This is a genomic window from Patulibacter brassicae, from assembly GCF_033949425.1.
GTDB lineage: Bacteria > Actinomycetota > Thermoleophilia > Solirubrobacterales > Solirubrobacteraceae > Patulibacter > Patulibacter brassicae.
Genome location: NZ_JAXAVX010000001.1, coordinates 216,307 through 230,243 on the forward strand (window position 1 = coordinate 216,307; position 13,937 = coordinate 230,243).

Annotated in this window: 14 protein-coding genes; 5 read left to right on the plus strand and 9 right to left on the minus strand. The window is 74.9% G+C overall.

Annotated elements, in window-relative coordinates; genetic code table 11:
• Positions 1 to 79 precede the first annotated feature (79 nt).
• Positions 80 to 1,468 carry a cytochrome P450 gene (locus SK069_RS01015; RefSeq protein WP_406628234.1) on the plus strand — a complete coding sequence of 463 codons (1,389 nt, stop codon included), beginning with the start codon at positions 80 to 82 and terminating at the stop codon, positions 1,466 to 1,468.
• Positions 1,469 to 1,490: 22 nt separating this feature from the next.
• Here the strand turns inward: SK069_RS01015 and SK069_RS01020 are convergent, their stop codons facing one another.
• Both SK069_RS01020 and SK069_RS01025 read right to left on the minus strand, forming a co-directional pair.
• A complete protein-coding gene (locus SK069_RS01020; protein WP_319952313.1) occupies positions 1,491 to 2,060 on the minus strand; it encodes a TetR/AcrR family transcriptional regulator in 570 nt (189 codons plus the stop codon).
• A 104-nt stretch (positions 2,061 to 2,164) separates the two neighbouring features.
• On the minus strand, positions 2,165 to 2,794 hold the full coding sequence (locus tag SK069_RS01025; protein ID WP_319952314.1) for a hypothetical protein: 630 nt from the start codon (positions 2,792 to 2,794) through the stop codon (positions 2,165 to 2,167).
• Between the two features lie 194 nt (positions 2,795 to 2,988).
• On the opposite strand from SK069_RS01025, the gene ilvD reads away from it, so the two are divergent.
• Positions 2,989 to 4,893: a dihydroxy-acid dehydratase gene (gene ilvD, locus SK069_RS01030; RefSeq protein WP_319952315.1), complete on the plus strand. Its 1,905-nt coding sequence runs from the start codon at positions 2,989 to 2,991 to the stop codon at positions 4,891 to 4,893.
• A 67-nt stretch (positions 4,894 to 4,960) separates the two neighbouring features.
• On the opposite strand, the gene SK069_RS01035 is transcribed toward ilvD, so the two are convergent.
• Both SK069_RS01035 and SK069_RS01040 read right to left on the minus strand, forming a co-directional pair.
• Positions 4,961 to 5,560, minus strand: coding sequence for a PRC-barrel domain-containing protein (locus tag SK069_RS01035; RefSeq protein ID WP_319952316.1), 600 nt, complete (start codon positions 5,558 to 5,560; stop codon positions 4,961 to 4,963).
• 91 nt (positions 5,561 to 5,651) lie between these two features.
• The gene (locus SK069_RS01040) at positions 5,652 to 6,659 is read right to left on the minus strand and encodes a TIGR03617 family F420-dependent LLM class oxidoreductase (protein ID WP_319952317.1); all 1,008 of its coding nucleotides are present in this window, start codon (positions 6,657 to 6,659) and stop codon (positions 5,652 to 5,654) included.
• Positions 6,660 to 6,791: 132 nt separating this feature from the next.
• On the opposite strand from SK069_RS01040, the gene SK069_RS01045 reads away from it, so the two are divergent.
• Together SK069_RS01045 and SK069_RS01050 are read left to right on the plus strand one after the other, a co-directional pair.
• A complete protein-coding gene (locus SK069_RS01045) occupies positions 6,792 to 7,061 on the plus strand; it encodes a DUF2277 domain-containing protein (protein WP_319952318.1) in 270 nt (89 codons plus the stop codon).
• Between the two features lie 20 nt (positions 7,062 to 7,081).
• Positions 7,082 to 7,564 carry a DUF6174 domain-containing protein gene (locus SK069_RS01050; protein WP_319952319.1) on the plus strand — a complete coding sequence of 161 codons (483 nt, stop codon included), beginning with the start codon at positions 7,082 to 7,084 and terminating at the stop codon, positions 7,562 to 7,564.
• A gap of 59 nt (positions 7,565 to 7,623) precedes the next feature.
• Here the strand turns inward: SK069_RS01050 and SK069_RS01055 are convergent, their stop codons facing one another.
• The 4 genes from SK069_RS01055 to SK069_RS01070 all read right to left on the minus strand — a co-directional run bounded on the left by SK069_RS01055 (position 7,624) and on the right by SK069_RS01070 (position 11,769).
• Entirely contained in the window at positions 7,624 to 8,436 is an 813-nt protein-coding gene (locus SK069_RS01055) for a crotonase/enoyl-CoA hydratase family protein (protein ID WP_319952320.1), read from the minus strand.
• Positions 8,433 to 8,984 carry a TetR/AcrR family transcriptional regulator gene (locus SK069_RS01060; RefSeq protein WP_406628235.1) on the minus strand — a complete coding sequence of 184 codons (552 nt, stop codon included), beginning with the start codon at positions 8,982 to 8,984 and terminating at the stop codon, positions 8,433 to 8,435. Before SK069_RS01060 ends, SK069_RS01055 begins: the two co-directional genes overlap by 4 nt.
• 122 nt (positions 8,985 to 9,106) lie before the next feature.
• Positions 9,107 to 10,126 (minus strand): crotonase/enoyl-CoA hydratase family protein, encoded by a 1,020-nt coding sequence (locus SK069_RS01065; RefSeq protein ID WP_319952322.1) that lies wholly within the window; start codon positions 10,124 to 10,126, stop codon positions 9,107 to 9,109.
• Positions 10,123 to 11,769 (minus strand): acyl-CoA dehydrogenase family protein, encoded by a 1,647-nt coding sequence (locus tag SK069_RS01070; RefSeq protein WP_319952323.1) that lies wholly within the window; start codon positions 11,767 to 11,769, stop codon positions 10,123 to 10,125. Before SK069_RS01070 ends, SK069_RS01065 begins: the two co-directional genes overlap by 4 nt.
• A gap of 150 nt (positions 11,770 to 11,919) precedes the next feature.
• Between SK069_RS01070 and SK069_RS01075 the strand changes: the two genes are divergently transcribed.
• The gene (locus SK069_RS01075) at positions 11,920 to 12,744 is read left to right on the plus strand and encodes an SDR family NAD(P)-dependent oxidoreductase (RefSeq protein WP_319952324.1); all 825 of its coding nucleotides are present in this window, start codon (positions 11,920 to 11,922) and stop codon (positions 12,742 to 12,744) included.
• Positions 12,745 to 12,753: 9 nt separating this feature from the next.
• Here SK069_RS01075 and SK069_RS01080 read toward each other — a convergent pair whose 3' ends face one another.
• The gene (locus SK069_RS01080) at positions 12,754 to 13,863 is read right to left on the minus strand and encodes a hypothetical protein (protein ID WP_319952325.1); all 1,110 of its coding nucleotides are present in this window, start codon (positions 13,861 to 13,863) and stop codon (positions 12,754 to 12,756) included.
• Positions 13,864 to 13,937 lie beyond the last annotated feature (74 nt).

The following is a 13,937-nucleotide window of genomic DNA, read 5'->3' on the forward strand; positions in this document are numbered from 1 at the left end:
GAACGGTACCGTCGCAGATGTGGTCCAGCCGCTGACGAAGCCCCGCGCCCTCGCGAGCGCCGCCCTCGACCGCGTCCCCGTGCGCGATCTCGCGATCTCCGTCCTCGACCGGTTCCCGGAGCGCGCTCCGCAGCCGCTCGCGCCCCCGCCGCCCGGCAGCGGCCTCGCGCCGATCATGGGCGATCCCTCGGTCCCGGTGATCGGGAAGACGCTGGGGTTCCTCCAGCGCACGCTGCAGCTCTGCCGCGAGCAGCACGAGCGGTTCGGGACCGTCTCCTGGACCAGCGCGTTCGGCGCCCGGATGGTCCTCGTCCTGGGGCCCGACGCGATCGGCACCGTGCTGACGAACCGCGACAGGGCGTTCTCGAACAAGGAAGGCTGGGACTACCTGATCGGCCCGTTCTTCGAGCGCGGCGTGATGCTCATGGACTTCGAGGAGCACCTGCAGCACCGCCGGATCATGCAGGAGGCGTTCAAGCGCCCCCGCCTCGTGGACTACATCGAGCTCGCCAACGACACGATCGAGCGCGGCGTCGCGGCGTGGCCGAACGCGGAGGGCTTCCGGCTCTTCGACGCGACGAAGCAGCTGACGCTCGACATCGCGACCGAGGTGTTCATGGGCGAGCGCCTCGGGGCCGAGGCCGACCACCTGAACCACGCGTTCGAGGACTGCGTCGTCGGCGGTCAGGCGCTCGTCCGCCACGACGTCCCGGGCGGGCGCTGGCACCGCGGCCTGCGCAGCCGCCAGGTGCTCGCCGAGCACTTCCGGCGCCAGATCCCGGCCAAGCGCGCCGGGAACGGCCGCGACCTGTTCAGCGTCCTCTGCCGGGCGGAGACCGCCGACGGCGAGCGGTTCAGCGACGAGGACGTCGTGAACCACATGATCTTCACGATGATGGCCGCGCACGACACGAGCACGCTGACGCTCTCGATGCTCGTCTACTACCTGGCCAAGCACCCGGAGTGGCAGGAGCGGCTGCGCGAGGAGAGCCGCGCGCTCGGCGTCGAGCGGATCGACTACTCCAACGTCGACGCGCTGCCCCTCATGGACCTCTGCTTCCGCGAGACCCTGCGGATCAACGCCCCGGTCGGGATCCTCGGTCGGCGCGCGATCGCCGACACCGAGCTCGACGGCCGGTTCGTCCCGCAGGGGGCGCGGCTCCTCGTCGCCATCTACCCGACCCAGCGCATGGAGCCGTGGTGGCAGGACCCGGACGTCTTCGACCCGGAGCGCTTCACGCCCGAGCGCGCGGAGGACCAGCGGCACAAGTTCGCGTGGACGCCGTTCGGCGCCACGGCGCACAAGTGCATCGGGATGCACTTCGGGTCGATGGAGGTCAAGGCGATCCTCCACCGCCTGCTGCTCACGCGGCGCTTCTCGATCCCCGACGGCTACGAGCCGCCGATCGACTACGGCACCGGTCCGCAGCCCGGCGACGGGCTCCCCATCACCCTGAGCGCGGTCTGAGGAACGGCGCCGCGGACCCGCGTCACGCGGCGACGGCCGGCGCCGCCATCCCGCGCAGGACGAGCTCGGCCATCCGGTGGGCGCCGCCCCGGCCGATGGTCGCCAGCTCGCGCAGGGCGCAGAAGAGCAGCCGCAGGTCCTCGTAGGACGCGTCGCCGGCGAGCGCGCCCTGTCGCCGGGCGGCCGCCACGAGCGCGCTGAGCGCGTCCGTCGCGCCCTGCCGGGCGTCCCGCACCGCGTCGGAGGACGAGGCCGCGACGTCCCACGCCGTCTGCGACAGCGCGTCGTCGAGGCAGTCGTCGACCGTCTCGTGCGTCGCGCGCTGGAGCGCGGACCAGGCGTCCGGCTCGGCCGCGGCGGCGGCGAAGCGGCGGCGCAGCACGCCTGCACGCGCGATGACGAGCTGCCCCACGAGGTCGTCCTTGCTGCCGACCTGGCGGTAGATGCTGCCGACCCCGACGCCGAGCGCGTCGGCGAGCACGGGCATCGGGACCTCGGTGCCCCGGCGGGCGAAGAGCTCGTCCGCGACGGCGAGGATCCGCTCGCGCTTCTCCTCGCCGGTGAGGGCGGCCCACGGCGCCGGAACGACCATTCCGCGAGTGTAGCCCCTCCTCGCGCCCGCGTCGCCGGCGCCGGCCGGCGGCGCCCGCCGCCGAGGCGGCGGGGCACCGCGACGCGGTGCGGCCGGGTCCGGGCTCAGTGGAAGAGGCTCACGACCGCGCCGCTCACGCAGGCCCCCAGCACGGCGGCGCCGCGACCCTGGGGCGTGGTGGCGGCCACGAAGGCCGGGACCTTCGCGAGCGCGCCCTGACCGGCGACGGCCCCGGCACCGCTGATGAGGCAGTCCCTGCTCGCGTTGAACGTCTTCTTCGCGATGAACTTCGCGGCGTCCTTCACGAAGCCGGGGATGCCGATGATCGGCATCAGCTCGTAGGTCGTCGATCCGCCGCGGTCGATCTTGCGCAGCACCTGGGCGTCGGAGCCGAGCGTCGCGCTCACCGGCACCTGGCGCGTCTTGCCGACGACGACCCGGGCCTTCACCTTCTTGAAGGAGCGCTTCTGGACGTAGAGGTACTTGCCGCTGCGCCGCACGCGCGCCTTCGCGTAGCGGATGAAGTACGTCGTGTCGGAGGCGGCCACGCGCTGCAGTCCGGGCGAGGACGGCTCGGACACGGGCGTCGGGACGTAGGGCGTCCAGAAGTACTGCGTGCGGTACGTGGCGGCGTCGGCGCCGGCGGGCGCCACGGCGGTCAGGCCCAGGGCGAGCGCCAGGACGGCGCCGGCCACGAGGGCGCGGATGCGGAGCTTGGGGGGATGGGGGGACATCAACGCAACGTAACGGGATCGTGAGGAGCCGCCGGACCCGTTCTCACACTCCGGTAACAGGCCGGCGATCGGCGTGGATGCGAGCCCGCCGGCACCGATCCACCCCACGCGGAACGGCCATTCCGCTACCGTAGGGGACGAGTCCGGCGGCGCGCGTCCGCGCCCGCCGTGCCCCGCCCTCCAAGGAGCCCCTCATGCCGCACCTCCGCTCCCGCACCGTCACCCACGGCCGCAACATGGCCGGCGCCCGGGCGCTGTTCCGCGCCGCGGGCGTCGAGGGACGCGATCTCGGGCGCAAGCCGATCGTCGCCGTGTCGAACAGCTACACGCAGTTCGTCCCGGGCCACACGCACCTCAAGCCGGTCGGCGAGATCGTCAGCGACGCGATCACCGCCGCCGGGGGCATCCCGCGCGAGTTCAACACGATCGCCGTCGACGACGGGATCGCGATGGGCCACGGCGGCATGCTCTACTCGCTGCCGAGCCGCGACATCATCGCCGACAGCGTCGAGTACATGGTCAACGCGCACTGCGCCGACGCCCTCGTCTGCATCTCGAACTGCGACAAGATCACGCCCGGGATGCTCAACGCCGCGCTGCGGCTGAACATCCCGACGGTGTTCGTCTCCGGCGGCCCGATGGAGGGCGGCACCGCGACGCTCGTGGACGGCACGGTCCGCAAGCGGATCAATCTCGTGACCGCGATCGCCGACGCCGTCGCCGACGAGGTCTCCGACGAGGACATCGCGATCATCGAGGAGCACGCGTGCCCGACCTGCGGGTCGTGCTCGGGCATGTTCACCGCGAACTCGATGAACTGCCTGACCGAGGCGCTCGGACTGTCGCTGCCGGGCAACGGCTCGACCCTCGCCACGCACACGGCGCGCAAGGCGCTCTACGAGGACGCCGGCCGGATGGCCGTCGAGCTCTGCGGCCGCTACTACGACGGCGAGGACGAGTCGGTCCTGCCGCGCTCGATCGCCACGCGCGAGGCGTTCGAGAACGCGATGACGCTCGACATCGCCATGGGCGGCTCGACGAACACCGTCCTGCACCTGCTCGCCGCCGCCCAGGAGGCGGAGCTCGACTTCACGATGTCCGACATCGACGAGCTGTCCCGCCGCGTCCCCTGCCTCTGCAAGGTCGCACCGAACGGGACGTTCCTCATGGAGGACGTGCACCGCGCCGGTGGCATCCCCGCGATCCTCGGCGAGCTGCAGCGCGGCGGCCTCCTGCACGAGGACGTCCACACCGTGCACGCGTCGTCGCTGCAGCAGTGGCTGGCGGAGTGGGACATCCGCGGCCCGAAGCCGTCCGAGCGCGCCCTGGACCTCTTCCACGCCGCGCCGGGCTGCAAGCGGTCGGCGGAGGCCTTCTCGCAGTCCGAGCGCTGGGACTCGCTGGACACCGACGCCGCCGAGGGCTGCATCCACGACATCGAGCACGCGTACTCGAAGGACGGCGGCCTGGCCATCCTCTACGGCAACCTCGCCGAGCGCGGCTGCGTCGTGAAGACCGCCGGCGTGGACGAGTCGATCCTCGTCTTCCACGGCCCCGCGGTCGTCGTCGAGTCGCAGGACGACGCGGTCGACGCGATCCTCGGCGGCCGGGTGAAGGAGGGCGACGTCGTCGTCATCCGCTACGAGGGCCCGCGCGGCGGCCCCGGCATGCAGGAGATGCTCTACCCGACCTCCTACCTCAAGGGGAAGGGGCTCGGCGCCGCCTGCGCGCTGATCACCGACGGTCGCTTCTCCGGCGGCACCTCGGGCCTCTCGATCGGCCACGTCTCGCCCGAGGCGGCCTCCGGCGGCACGATCGCGCTCGTCCAGGAGGGCGACACGATCGCGATCGACATCCCGAACCGGCGGATCGAGCTGCAGGTCCCCGACGACGAGCTCGCCGAGCGCCGGGCGCAGCTCGAGGCCACGACGGGCTACCGCCCCGTGGACCGCGACCGCGTCATCTCCCCCGCCCTGCGCGCCTACGCGGCGATGGCCACCTCCGCCGACACCGGCGCGGTCCGCGACGTGGACGCCGTCGAGCAGGCCGTCGCGGCAGCGGCGGCGCAGCGTCGCGCGGCGCCCGTCGCCGGCGACTGACGGCGACGGCGGCCGCCCGCCGGGCACGGTGGGCGGCCGGTGCGCTCCGCGTCGAGGCGGGCGTCGCTCAGCGATCGACGCCCGGAGGCATCGTCGTGCGCGGCTCGGGCACCGCGAGCTCGTCGGCGCGGCGCCGCAGCTCCTGCGCCCGCGCCAGCGCGTCGGACCGGCGCTCGGCGGCGGCGTCGGCGGCCGTTCGCGCCTCGCGCGCGGCCGCCTCGGCCCGGTCGGCCTCCTCGGCGGCGGTCTCGGCCGAGCGCTCGGCCTCGTCGGCCGCCGCCCGGGCCTCGCGCGCCGCGCGGACCCGCGCCTCGCGCGCCGCGCCGGACTCGAGCTCCGCGTCGTGCGCCCCGTCGACGTCCACGCCGTAGTGGGCGATCACCGCGGCGAGCTCCTCGGCCGAGAGCCGGTCGTCGCCGTCGTTGCGGGGCCCGTCGGCGATCTGGTCCTTCGTGAACGCGACCCGCACGTGCGACCGCGACACGGTCGCGCCGGCCAGCGGCACGAGGAAGCGCTTCTTCGCGATCAGCCCGCTGCGCACCGACAGCAGCACGGCCTCGGGCGCATCGACGGGGAACCAGGCGTCCTCGAGCTTGCCGACCTTCTCCTCGGCGACGTCCAGGACGTCCTGGCCCTTCCAGTCCTCGATCGACTCGATCTCTTGCACGAGGGTCCCCGTACCCGCTCCCGCGCTCGCGCACCCGCCCGCGCGGCGACGACCACGGAGCGGCCTCGAGCCGCCCGGCGACCCGCGTCCCTCAGCCCGCCCCGCCGACGCGGAGCCGCTCGAGCGCCGACGCCCACCGCGCCTCGTCGCGCTGCGCGGGCATCGTGATCGTCACCCGGGACGCGACGTCGCCGTACCGGCGCAGGAGCTCGTCGACGACCTCCTCCGGCGAGCCGACGACCGCGAAGGCGGCGACGACCTCGTCGGTGATGAGCTCGCCCATCCGGTCCCACGCGCCGTCGCGGGTCATCGTGTTCAGCTCGGTCTGCAGGTCGCCCCAGCCGTGGACCTCCAGCACGGGCCGGTAGGCGGGCGTCGAGCCGTAGAACGCCAGCTGCTGGCGCACGGCGGCCAGGGCCGCCGTGAGCTGCTCCTCGTCCTCCCCCGCGGCGACCATCGCCGGCGCCGTCAGCTGGAAGCCCTCGAGCGTCTTGCCGGCCTTCTCGCGCCCGCGCCGCAGGGCCGGCAGGGTCACCTCGCGCAGGTACCTCTCCGTCGAGAACGCGTGGCAGAGCATCCCGTCGCCGACCTCGCCGGCGACCTCGGTCATCAGCGGGCCGACGGCGGCGAGGAAGACCGCCGGGTTGCCGTGCGGGTTCGGGCCCGGGTCGAAGAACGGGGTCATGAGCGTGTGGCGGTAGAACTCGCCGCGGAAGGCGAGCGGCTCCCCCGTCTCCCAGGCGTGCCAGATCGCGCGGATCGCGAGCACGAACTCGCGCATCCGGGCCGCGGGCCGGCTCCACTCCATCGAGAAGCGCTTCGTGATGTGCGGCTTGATCTGCGAGCCGAGGCCGAGGAGGAACCGCCCGCCCGACAGGGCCTGCAGGTCGTTGGCCTGGACCGCGACGCTCATCGGGTTGCGGGCGAAGGCGACCGCGATCCCCGTCCCGATCTCGAGCTCCTCGGTCCGCTCGGCGGCGACGGCCGCGGCGAGCAGCGCGTCGATCTTCGTCTCGGTCGCCCACCAGCCGTCGTACCCGTCGCGCCGCGCCGTCACGGCGTCCGCGCCGGCCTGGTCGATCGTGGCCGGGTATCCCATCGCGTCGATCCGCACGCTCGCTCCTCGTCCCGCGCCGGGGTGGTCCGGCGCGGACCCGATGCTGCCACAGCGTCCCGCGGACGGACCGGGGAAGCTCCCCAACGGTCCCGCCGGCCGGAGTAGGCTCACCACATGTGCCGCAACATCCGCCAGCTGCACAACTTCGATCCGCCGGCCACGCCGGAGGAGGTCCACGCCTCCGCGCTCCAGTACGTGCGCAAGATCAGCGGCTCGACGAAGCCGTCGCAGGCCAACCAGGCGGCGTTCGACGACGCGGTCGAGCAGGTCGCGCGCGTGACGCAGGAGCTCCTGGACCGGCTCGTGACGAGCGCGCCGCCGAAGGACCGCGAGGTCGAGGCCGCCAAGGCGAAGGCCCGCGCCGCGGCGCGCTACGCGGCCTGATCGCGCACCGGGACCCTCCCATGCCCGCCCGCGCGACCGCGCTCGTCCTCCTCGCCGCCGGCGCGCTCGCGCTCGCGCCCGCCGCCGCCGCGCAGGCCCCGACGCCGGGCGACCCGGGCGCCGAGCCGGACGTCACGATCAGCGACGGCACCGCGGCGCGGCAGCTCGCGGAGGCCCGCGCGCGGTGGCGCGCCGCCGGCATCGCGAGCTACCGGACGCGGATCGCGATCCGCTGCTTCTGCCCCGCCTCGGTCACCGCGACCCGCACGGTCGTCGTGCGGCGCGGCCGGACGGTCGGCCGGGTGCCGAGCCACCTGCGCGAGGTCGCCACGGTCCCGCGGCTCTTCGCCCGGATCGACGAGGCGATCCGCGCCGGGGCCGCGACGCTCGACGTGCGCTACGCGCGCTCCGGTCGGCCGACGAGCATCTACGTCGACCGCAGCCGGATGATCGCCGACGAGGAGCGCGGGATCGTCGTGCGGAGCTTCGCCCGCACGCGCTGACCCGCGGGACCGGCGCCGCGACCACGACGCCGCCGCCCACCGCCGCGGCGCGGCGCCGCTCAGTCCCCGAACCGCCCGTGGCGACCCGCGCCACCGGCGAACCGCGCCGCCCCCGCGAGCGTGTCGGACGCCAGGGAGCGGAAGCCGTGCGCGAGCTCGGCGCGCAGTGCCGCCTCCTCGTCCAGCCCCTCCTGCTCGAGCACCGCCAGGCGGTCGCCCCGCAGGCACGTCTGGGGGAACGCCGCGAGCTCGAGCGCGAGCTCGCGGGCCGCGGCGAGCGCGCCGCCCGGCTCGGCGAGCCGGTTGACGAGCCCGATCGCGAGCGCCTCCTCCGCCCCGACGGGGCGGCCGGTGAGGATGAGGTCCATCGCCCGCGAGGTGCCGATGAGCCGCGGCAGCCGCACCGTGCCGCCGTCGATCAGCGGCACGCCCCAGCGGCGGCAGAAGACGCCGAGGACCGCGTCGCGCGCGGCCACCCGCAGGTCGCACCACCCGGCGAGCTCGAGGCCCCCGGCGACGGCGTGCCCCTCGATCGCGGCGACGACCGGCTTGCCGAGCCGCATCCGCGTCGGTCCCATCGGGCCGTCGCCGTCCTCGGTCACCTGGTTGGAGCGCTCGGTGCCGATCGCCTTGAGGTCCGCGCCGGCGCAGAACGCCCCGCCCTCGCCCGTGAGGATCGCGACGGAGGCCGCCTCGTCGGCGTCGAACGCCCGGAACGCCGCGGCGAGCGCCGCCGCCGTCGGGCCGTCGACGGCGTTGCGCGCCGCCGCTCGCGCGATCGTCACGGTGGTGACCGGTCCGTCTCGCTCGACGCGGACCGTCTCGGCGCCACCGCTCGCGGCCGCGCCCTGGCCCTCGGGGCTCGCGCTCATCGCGGCACCGCCGTCCCGATCGCGCGGCTCACGAGCGCCCGCAGCTCGGGGAGCAGCGCGGTGGCGTCGACGTCCGCGCCCGGCGCCAGCGGGCCCACGAGCGCCTCGCCGACCGCGCCGACGAGCGCGGCGGCGGTGAGGTCGGGGTCCTGCTCGGGCAGCGCGCCGTCGTCGACCGCGGAGCGGAGCAGCTCCGACAGCAGCGCGCGGTAGGCCCGGCGGTAGGCGAGCCGCTCGGCCTCCACCAGCGGATCCAGCGGCTCGGCGAGCAGGGCCCACGCCAGTCGCGGGTGCTGCAGCGCGCGGCGGGCGAAGGTGTCGAGCACCGCCACGATCCGCTCGGGTCCCGACGCGACGTCCTCGGCCGCGCGACGCATCGCGACGACCTCGCGGCCGCACACGCGGCGGAACAGCACGACGAACAGCTCGCCCTTCGACGCGAAGTGCCGGTAGAGCGTGCCGGCCGCCACCCCGGCCCGGCTGGCGATCGCGCCGACCGACGCCGCGCCGTAGCCCCCCTCCGCCGTGATCGCGAACGCCGCCGCCAGGAGCCGCTCGCGCGTGCCGCCGGCGGGATCGGCGACCGACGCCCCGGAGGTCGCGTCCTCGTCGGGGAACGACGGGCCGGCGGCCTTCCGCGCATCGTCGACCCCGGCCACCGGCGCGCGGCTCACCACGGCAGCGGCTCCCCGGGCGGCACCGTCGGCGCGCCCTTGTAGGTCGAGGACCCCGCGTCGCCGAACGGGTCGTCCCGCTCGCGCACCGCGGTCCGGAAGCCGGCCTCCATCGCGCGCTGCTGGAAGGCGTAGCCCTCCTTCGTGTGGCGCGTGATGCCGTCGAAGACCGTGCCGAGGACCTGGGTGGCGTGCAGGCCCTGGCTGTAGAGCTCCTGGTTGACGAGGAGCTTCATCATCACGAGCTGGTTCACCGGCATCCGCGCGATCCGGGCGACGAGCGCCTCGGTCCGGGCGTCGAGCTCCTCCGCCGGCGGGGCGTCGATCGCCAGCCCCCACTCGAGCGCCTCGGCCCCCGAGAGGGCGTCGCCCGTGAAGAGCAGCCGCTTCGCGCGCTGCGCCCCGAGGCGCGCCGCCCACAGCGACGTCGTCGGCGATCCCCAGACGCGTGCCGGCGGATAGCCGATCTTCGCGTCCTGCGCGATGACGAGCAGGTCCGAGCAGAGCGCCATGTCGGTGCCGCCCGCGACGCAGAACCCGTGGACCTTGCAGACCACCGGCTTGTTCGCGTGGAAGAGCGACATGAAGCCGCGCACGTTGCGGCCCATCATCGCGTAGTCGACCATCGGGTCCCACGCGGTGTCCGGCACGTGGTTGGCCGCGATCGTCCACGGGTGCGTGGGCGCGCCCTCCGGCGGCAGCCGGAACGGCGCGAGCTCGGCGGAGGCCGGATCGGCCCCGGGCTCGTCGGCGTCGCGGGCGTCCATCCCCTCGGCGCTGGCGACGAGGTCGTACCCGCCGCAGAACCCCTTGCCGTTGCCCGACAGCAGCACGACGTGGACCGCCGGATCGAGGTCGGCGCGCTCGACGCAGGCGACGAGCTCGTGGATGAGCCGCGGGACGATCCCGTTGCCGCGCTCGGGGCGGTTCAGCGTGATCCGGGCGACCCGGTCGGCGACCTCGTAGGTCATCGTCTCCAGGCCGTCCGGGCCCGGGGTGGCGGTCGGCTCGCTCATGCCGGGAGCGCGCGGTCGACGATCGCCTTCGCGTCCACGCCCAGCGGCAGGGTGCCGTAGGCGTGGCCGCCCTCGCCGGCCAGGCGCGACGCGCAGAACGCGTCGGCGACGGGCCCCGGCGCGTGGCGCAGCAGGAGGCTCGCCTGCAGCGCGAGGCCGAGGTCCTCGACGAGCCGCCGCGCCTGGAACTGGGCCGCGACCGGGTCGCCGAGCGTCCCGAGCCGCAGCCCGATCCGCTCGAGGTGCGCGTCGAAGCGCGCGTCGGCACCGGACGCCAGGCGGCACTCGTCGAGGAACGCCGGCAGGCCCTCGGGCTCCTTCACCAGGGCGCGCAGGACGTCGAGCGCCGCCACGTTGCCCGACCCCTCCCAGATCGACATCAGCGGCGCGTCGCGGTAGAGCAGGGGCAGGCCCGACTCCTCGACGTAGCCGTTGCCGCCGAGGCACTCGAGGGCCTCGTTCGCGTGCGCCGCCGCCCGCTTGCAGATCCAGTACTTCTCGATCGCGGTGGCGAAGCGGCGGAACGCCTCGTCGCCCTCGTCGTAGGCGCGGGCGACGCGCAGCGTCGTGGCCGTCGCGGCCTCGGACTCCAGCGCCAGGTCGGCGAGCACGTTCGTCATCGCCGGCTGGTCGACGAGCGCCGCGCCGAACGCGGAGCGGTGGCGCGCGTGGTGGATCGCCTCGACCGTGCCGCGGCGCAGCGCGGTCGTCGAGCCGATCATGCAGTCCAGGCGGGTGTGGTTGACCATCCGGATGATCGCCTGGATCCCCTTGCCCTCCTCCCCCACGAGCTCGCCGCGGATCCCGCGGAACTCGACCTCCGACGAGGCCAGCGAGCGGGTCCCGAGCTTGTCCTTCAGGCGCTGGAACTCCATCCCCGGGCCGCGCTCGACGAGGAAGCACGACGGCTGCGGGTCGTCCTCCTCGATCTTCGCCAGGACGAGGAAGACGTCGCACGGCGGGTACGAGCAGAACCACTTGTGCCCGTGGATGGCGAAGCTGCCGTCCTCCTGCCGCAGCGCGCGGGTGATGTTCGCGCGGACGTCGGAGCCGCCCTGCTTCTCGGTCATCGCCATGCCGGAGAGCGCCCCGGTGTCGTAGTCGGGCCGGGTCAGCCGCTCCTCCCACCGCTCGGCCAGCGCCGGCGCGCCGTCGCGCAGCGCCGGCACGACCGCGTAGGTCATCGAGATCGGGCACATGACGCCGGCGTTCGCGTTGCCCCAGAGCCCGAACATCGCGGCGCGGACGACGTGGCCGCCCGCCCGGGCGGACCCGTCGGCGTCGCGCTCGCGCCACGGCAGGCCGTGCAGGCCGCGCTCGACGCCCCCGCGCAGCAGCCAGTGCCAGGAGGGGTCGAGCTCCACCTCGTCGATCCGGTTGCCGTAGCGGTCGTGCGTGCGGAGGATCGGCTCGTTGCGCTCGGCTCGCGCGCCGTGCTCGCGCGCCTCGACGCTGCCGGCGACCTGCCCGATCTCCCGCACGCGGTCCTCGCCCCAGGCGCCGCCCTCGCGGTGGAGGGCCTCCTGCAGCGCGAGATCCTGGTCGTAGAGGTCGATCGGCTGCAGCGGCGGCGCCTGGTTGGCGACGGCGCGCGCGGGATCGACCGCGGTGCCGGACGGGTTGGTGCTCTCGACGGTGGCCATGCTGCGCTCCGGGGCGGTGGGACGGACGGCGTCGGCCGGGGCGACCCGGCCGTGTGAATCGCGATTCGCATCGTACGTGAATCCGGATTCACGGGTCAAGGGACGCCGCCGCGCTTCCGTCCCTACTCATCCGTAGGTACGATCGCCGCCATGTCCGACCTCTCCGTTTCCGGCCGCACGGCCGTCATCACCGGCGCCGGCTCCGGGATCGGCCGCGCGCTCGCGCAGCGGCTCGCCGCCCACGGCTCCCCGGTGGCGATCGTCGACTGGGACGAGGAGGGCCTCCAGGAGACGGCCGACTCCATCGCCGGGCCCGTGCTGCACCGCAAGCTCGACGTCCGCGACCGCCAGGCGCAGATGGCGTTCGCCGCGGAGGCCTCGGAGTGGGCCCCCGCGCCGATCGGGATGGTCGTCAACAACGCGGGCGTCACCGTCTCCCAGTCCGTGTCCGGCGCCGCCGTCGAGGACGACGAGTGGGTCATGGACGTGAACTTCTGGGGCGTCGTGCACGGCACCCGGGCCTGGCTGCCGATCCTCGAGCGGCAGGGCTCGGGCGCGATCGTGAACGTGTCGAGCATCTTCGGCCTCATGGGCTGGCCCACGCAGTCGGCCTACTGCGCGTCGAAGGCCGCGGTGAAGGGCTTCACCGAGTCGCTGCGCCACGAGCTGCACGGCACCGGCCTGCGCGCGATCGCCGTCCACCCCGGCGGGGTGGCGACGCGCATCGTCGACAACGCGCGGTTCCACCACGACGACCAGGGCGGCACCGACCACGGGAAGCTCAGCGCCGACTTCGCGAAGGTCGCCCGGACGTCGCCCGCGAAGGCGGCCGAGACGATCCACCGGGGCGTCGAGCGCGGCAAGGACCGGATCCTCATCGGGCCGGACGCCCACGCCGTGTCGCTGCTCGTCCGCGCCGCGCCCGTGCGGTACTTCTCGATCGTCCGCGCGCTGGATCCGCTGATCCGGCGCTAGGACGCCGGCCTACCGCCGGCTGCCGACGAGCTGCACGTGGTCGGCCTCGCGGGCGCCCGGGAACGGCCGCGTGAGGCCGAACCGGTTGAGCGTCGCCTCCGGCACGCCCTCGAGGCCCGGGGTGTCGGACGCCTCCCCGCGGGTGTGGGGATCGTTCGCGAAGCCGCCGACCTCGACGGAGTGCTGCGGCGAGCGGTACCCGGACAGCCCGATGAGGTGCAGGTGCAGCGCCCGCCCCATCCGCTGGAGCCGGGCCGCGATCTGCGGCTCGTCGCCTTGGGCGTAGCTCGTCCCCGCCGCCGGGAAGAACCCGTAGCCGTCGGCGCCGCCCACGGGCGTGCCGCCGGAGATCGCGCGGAGCTGGCGGGCCTGGATCCGCTCGAGCTCGTGCACGAGACCCGCCCGCCGCCGGCGCAGCGCGGTGAGCCGGTGCTCCTTGCCCCGTCGCGCCCGGACGTAGGGCAGCTGCTCGTCGACGAGCTCGAGCTCCAGCCGCTGCACCGCGTCGTGCCGTGCCTGGAGCGCGGCGGTGGTCGCCGCGTGGCGCGCCTCGACGCGCCCGATGCGCGCCGTGGTCGCGGCGACCGCACGGTGCTCGGCGGCCACCCGGCGGGTGACCGTCGCGTTGCGCTCGGCGATCCGGCGCAGCTGCCCGAACCGGCTCAGCAGGTCCGCGAACCCGCGGGAGTCCAGCGCGATCTGCACGAGGTCCACCGGTGGCGCCTCGTAGATCGCCACGAGCTGGTCGGCGAGGACCTCGCGGTCCCGGGCGTCCTGGGCGCGCAGGCGGACGAGGGCGGCACGGTCCGCGCGCAGCTCGTCCTGCAGCCGGTCGAGCTCCGCGCGCTCCTGCCGGAGCCCCGGGGACAGCCGGGCGAGCTGCCCGCGGAGGTCGTCGATGCGCCCCTGGTAGGCGGCCGCGTGGCGGCGGTCCGCGGCGATCCCCGCCTGCAGCTGCCGGTCGCGGGAGCGCGACCGCTGGATCCGCCCGTCGAGGCCCGCGCCCCGCGCGGGGGCACCGACCGGCGGCGCGAGCGCGACCGCGCCGCTGACGGCGAGCGTCGCGCCCAGCGTCCAGCCGCGGCGCAGCCGTGAACCCGTGGAGCGGGAGACAGGCACGGAGCGACGGTAGGTCCGACACGGCGACCTACCGGCAGGCCCCGTTGCAGGCGAGCGGCGACGCGCCGGCCGGG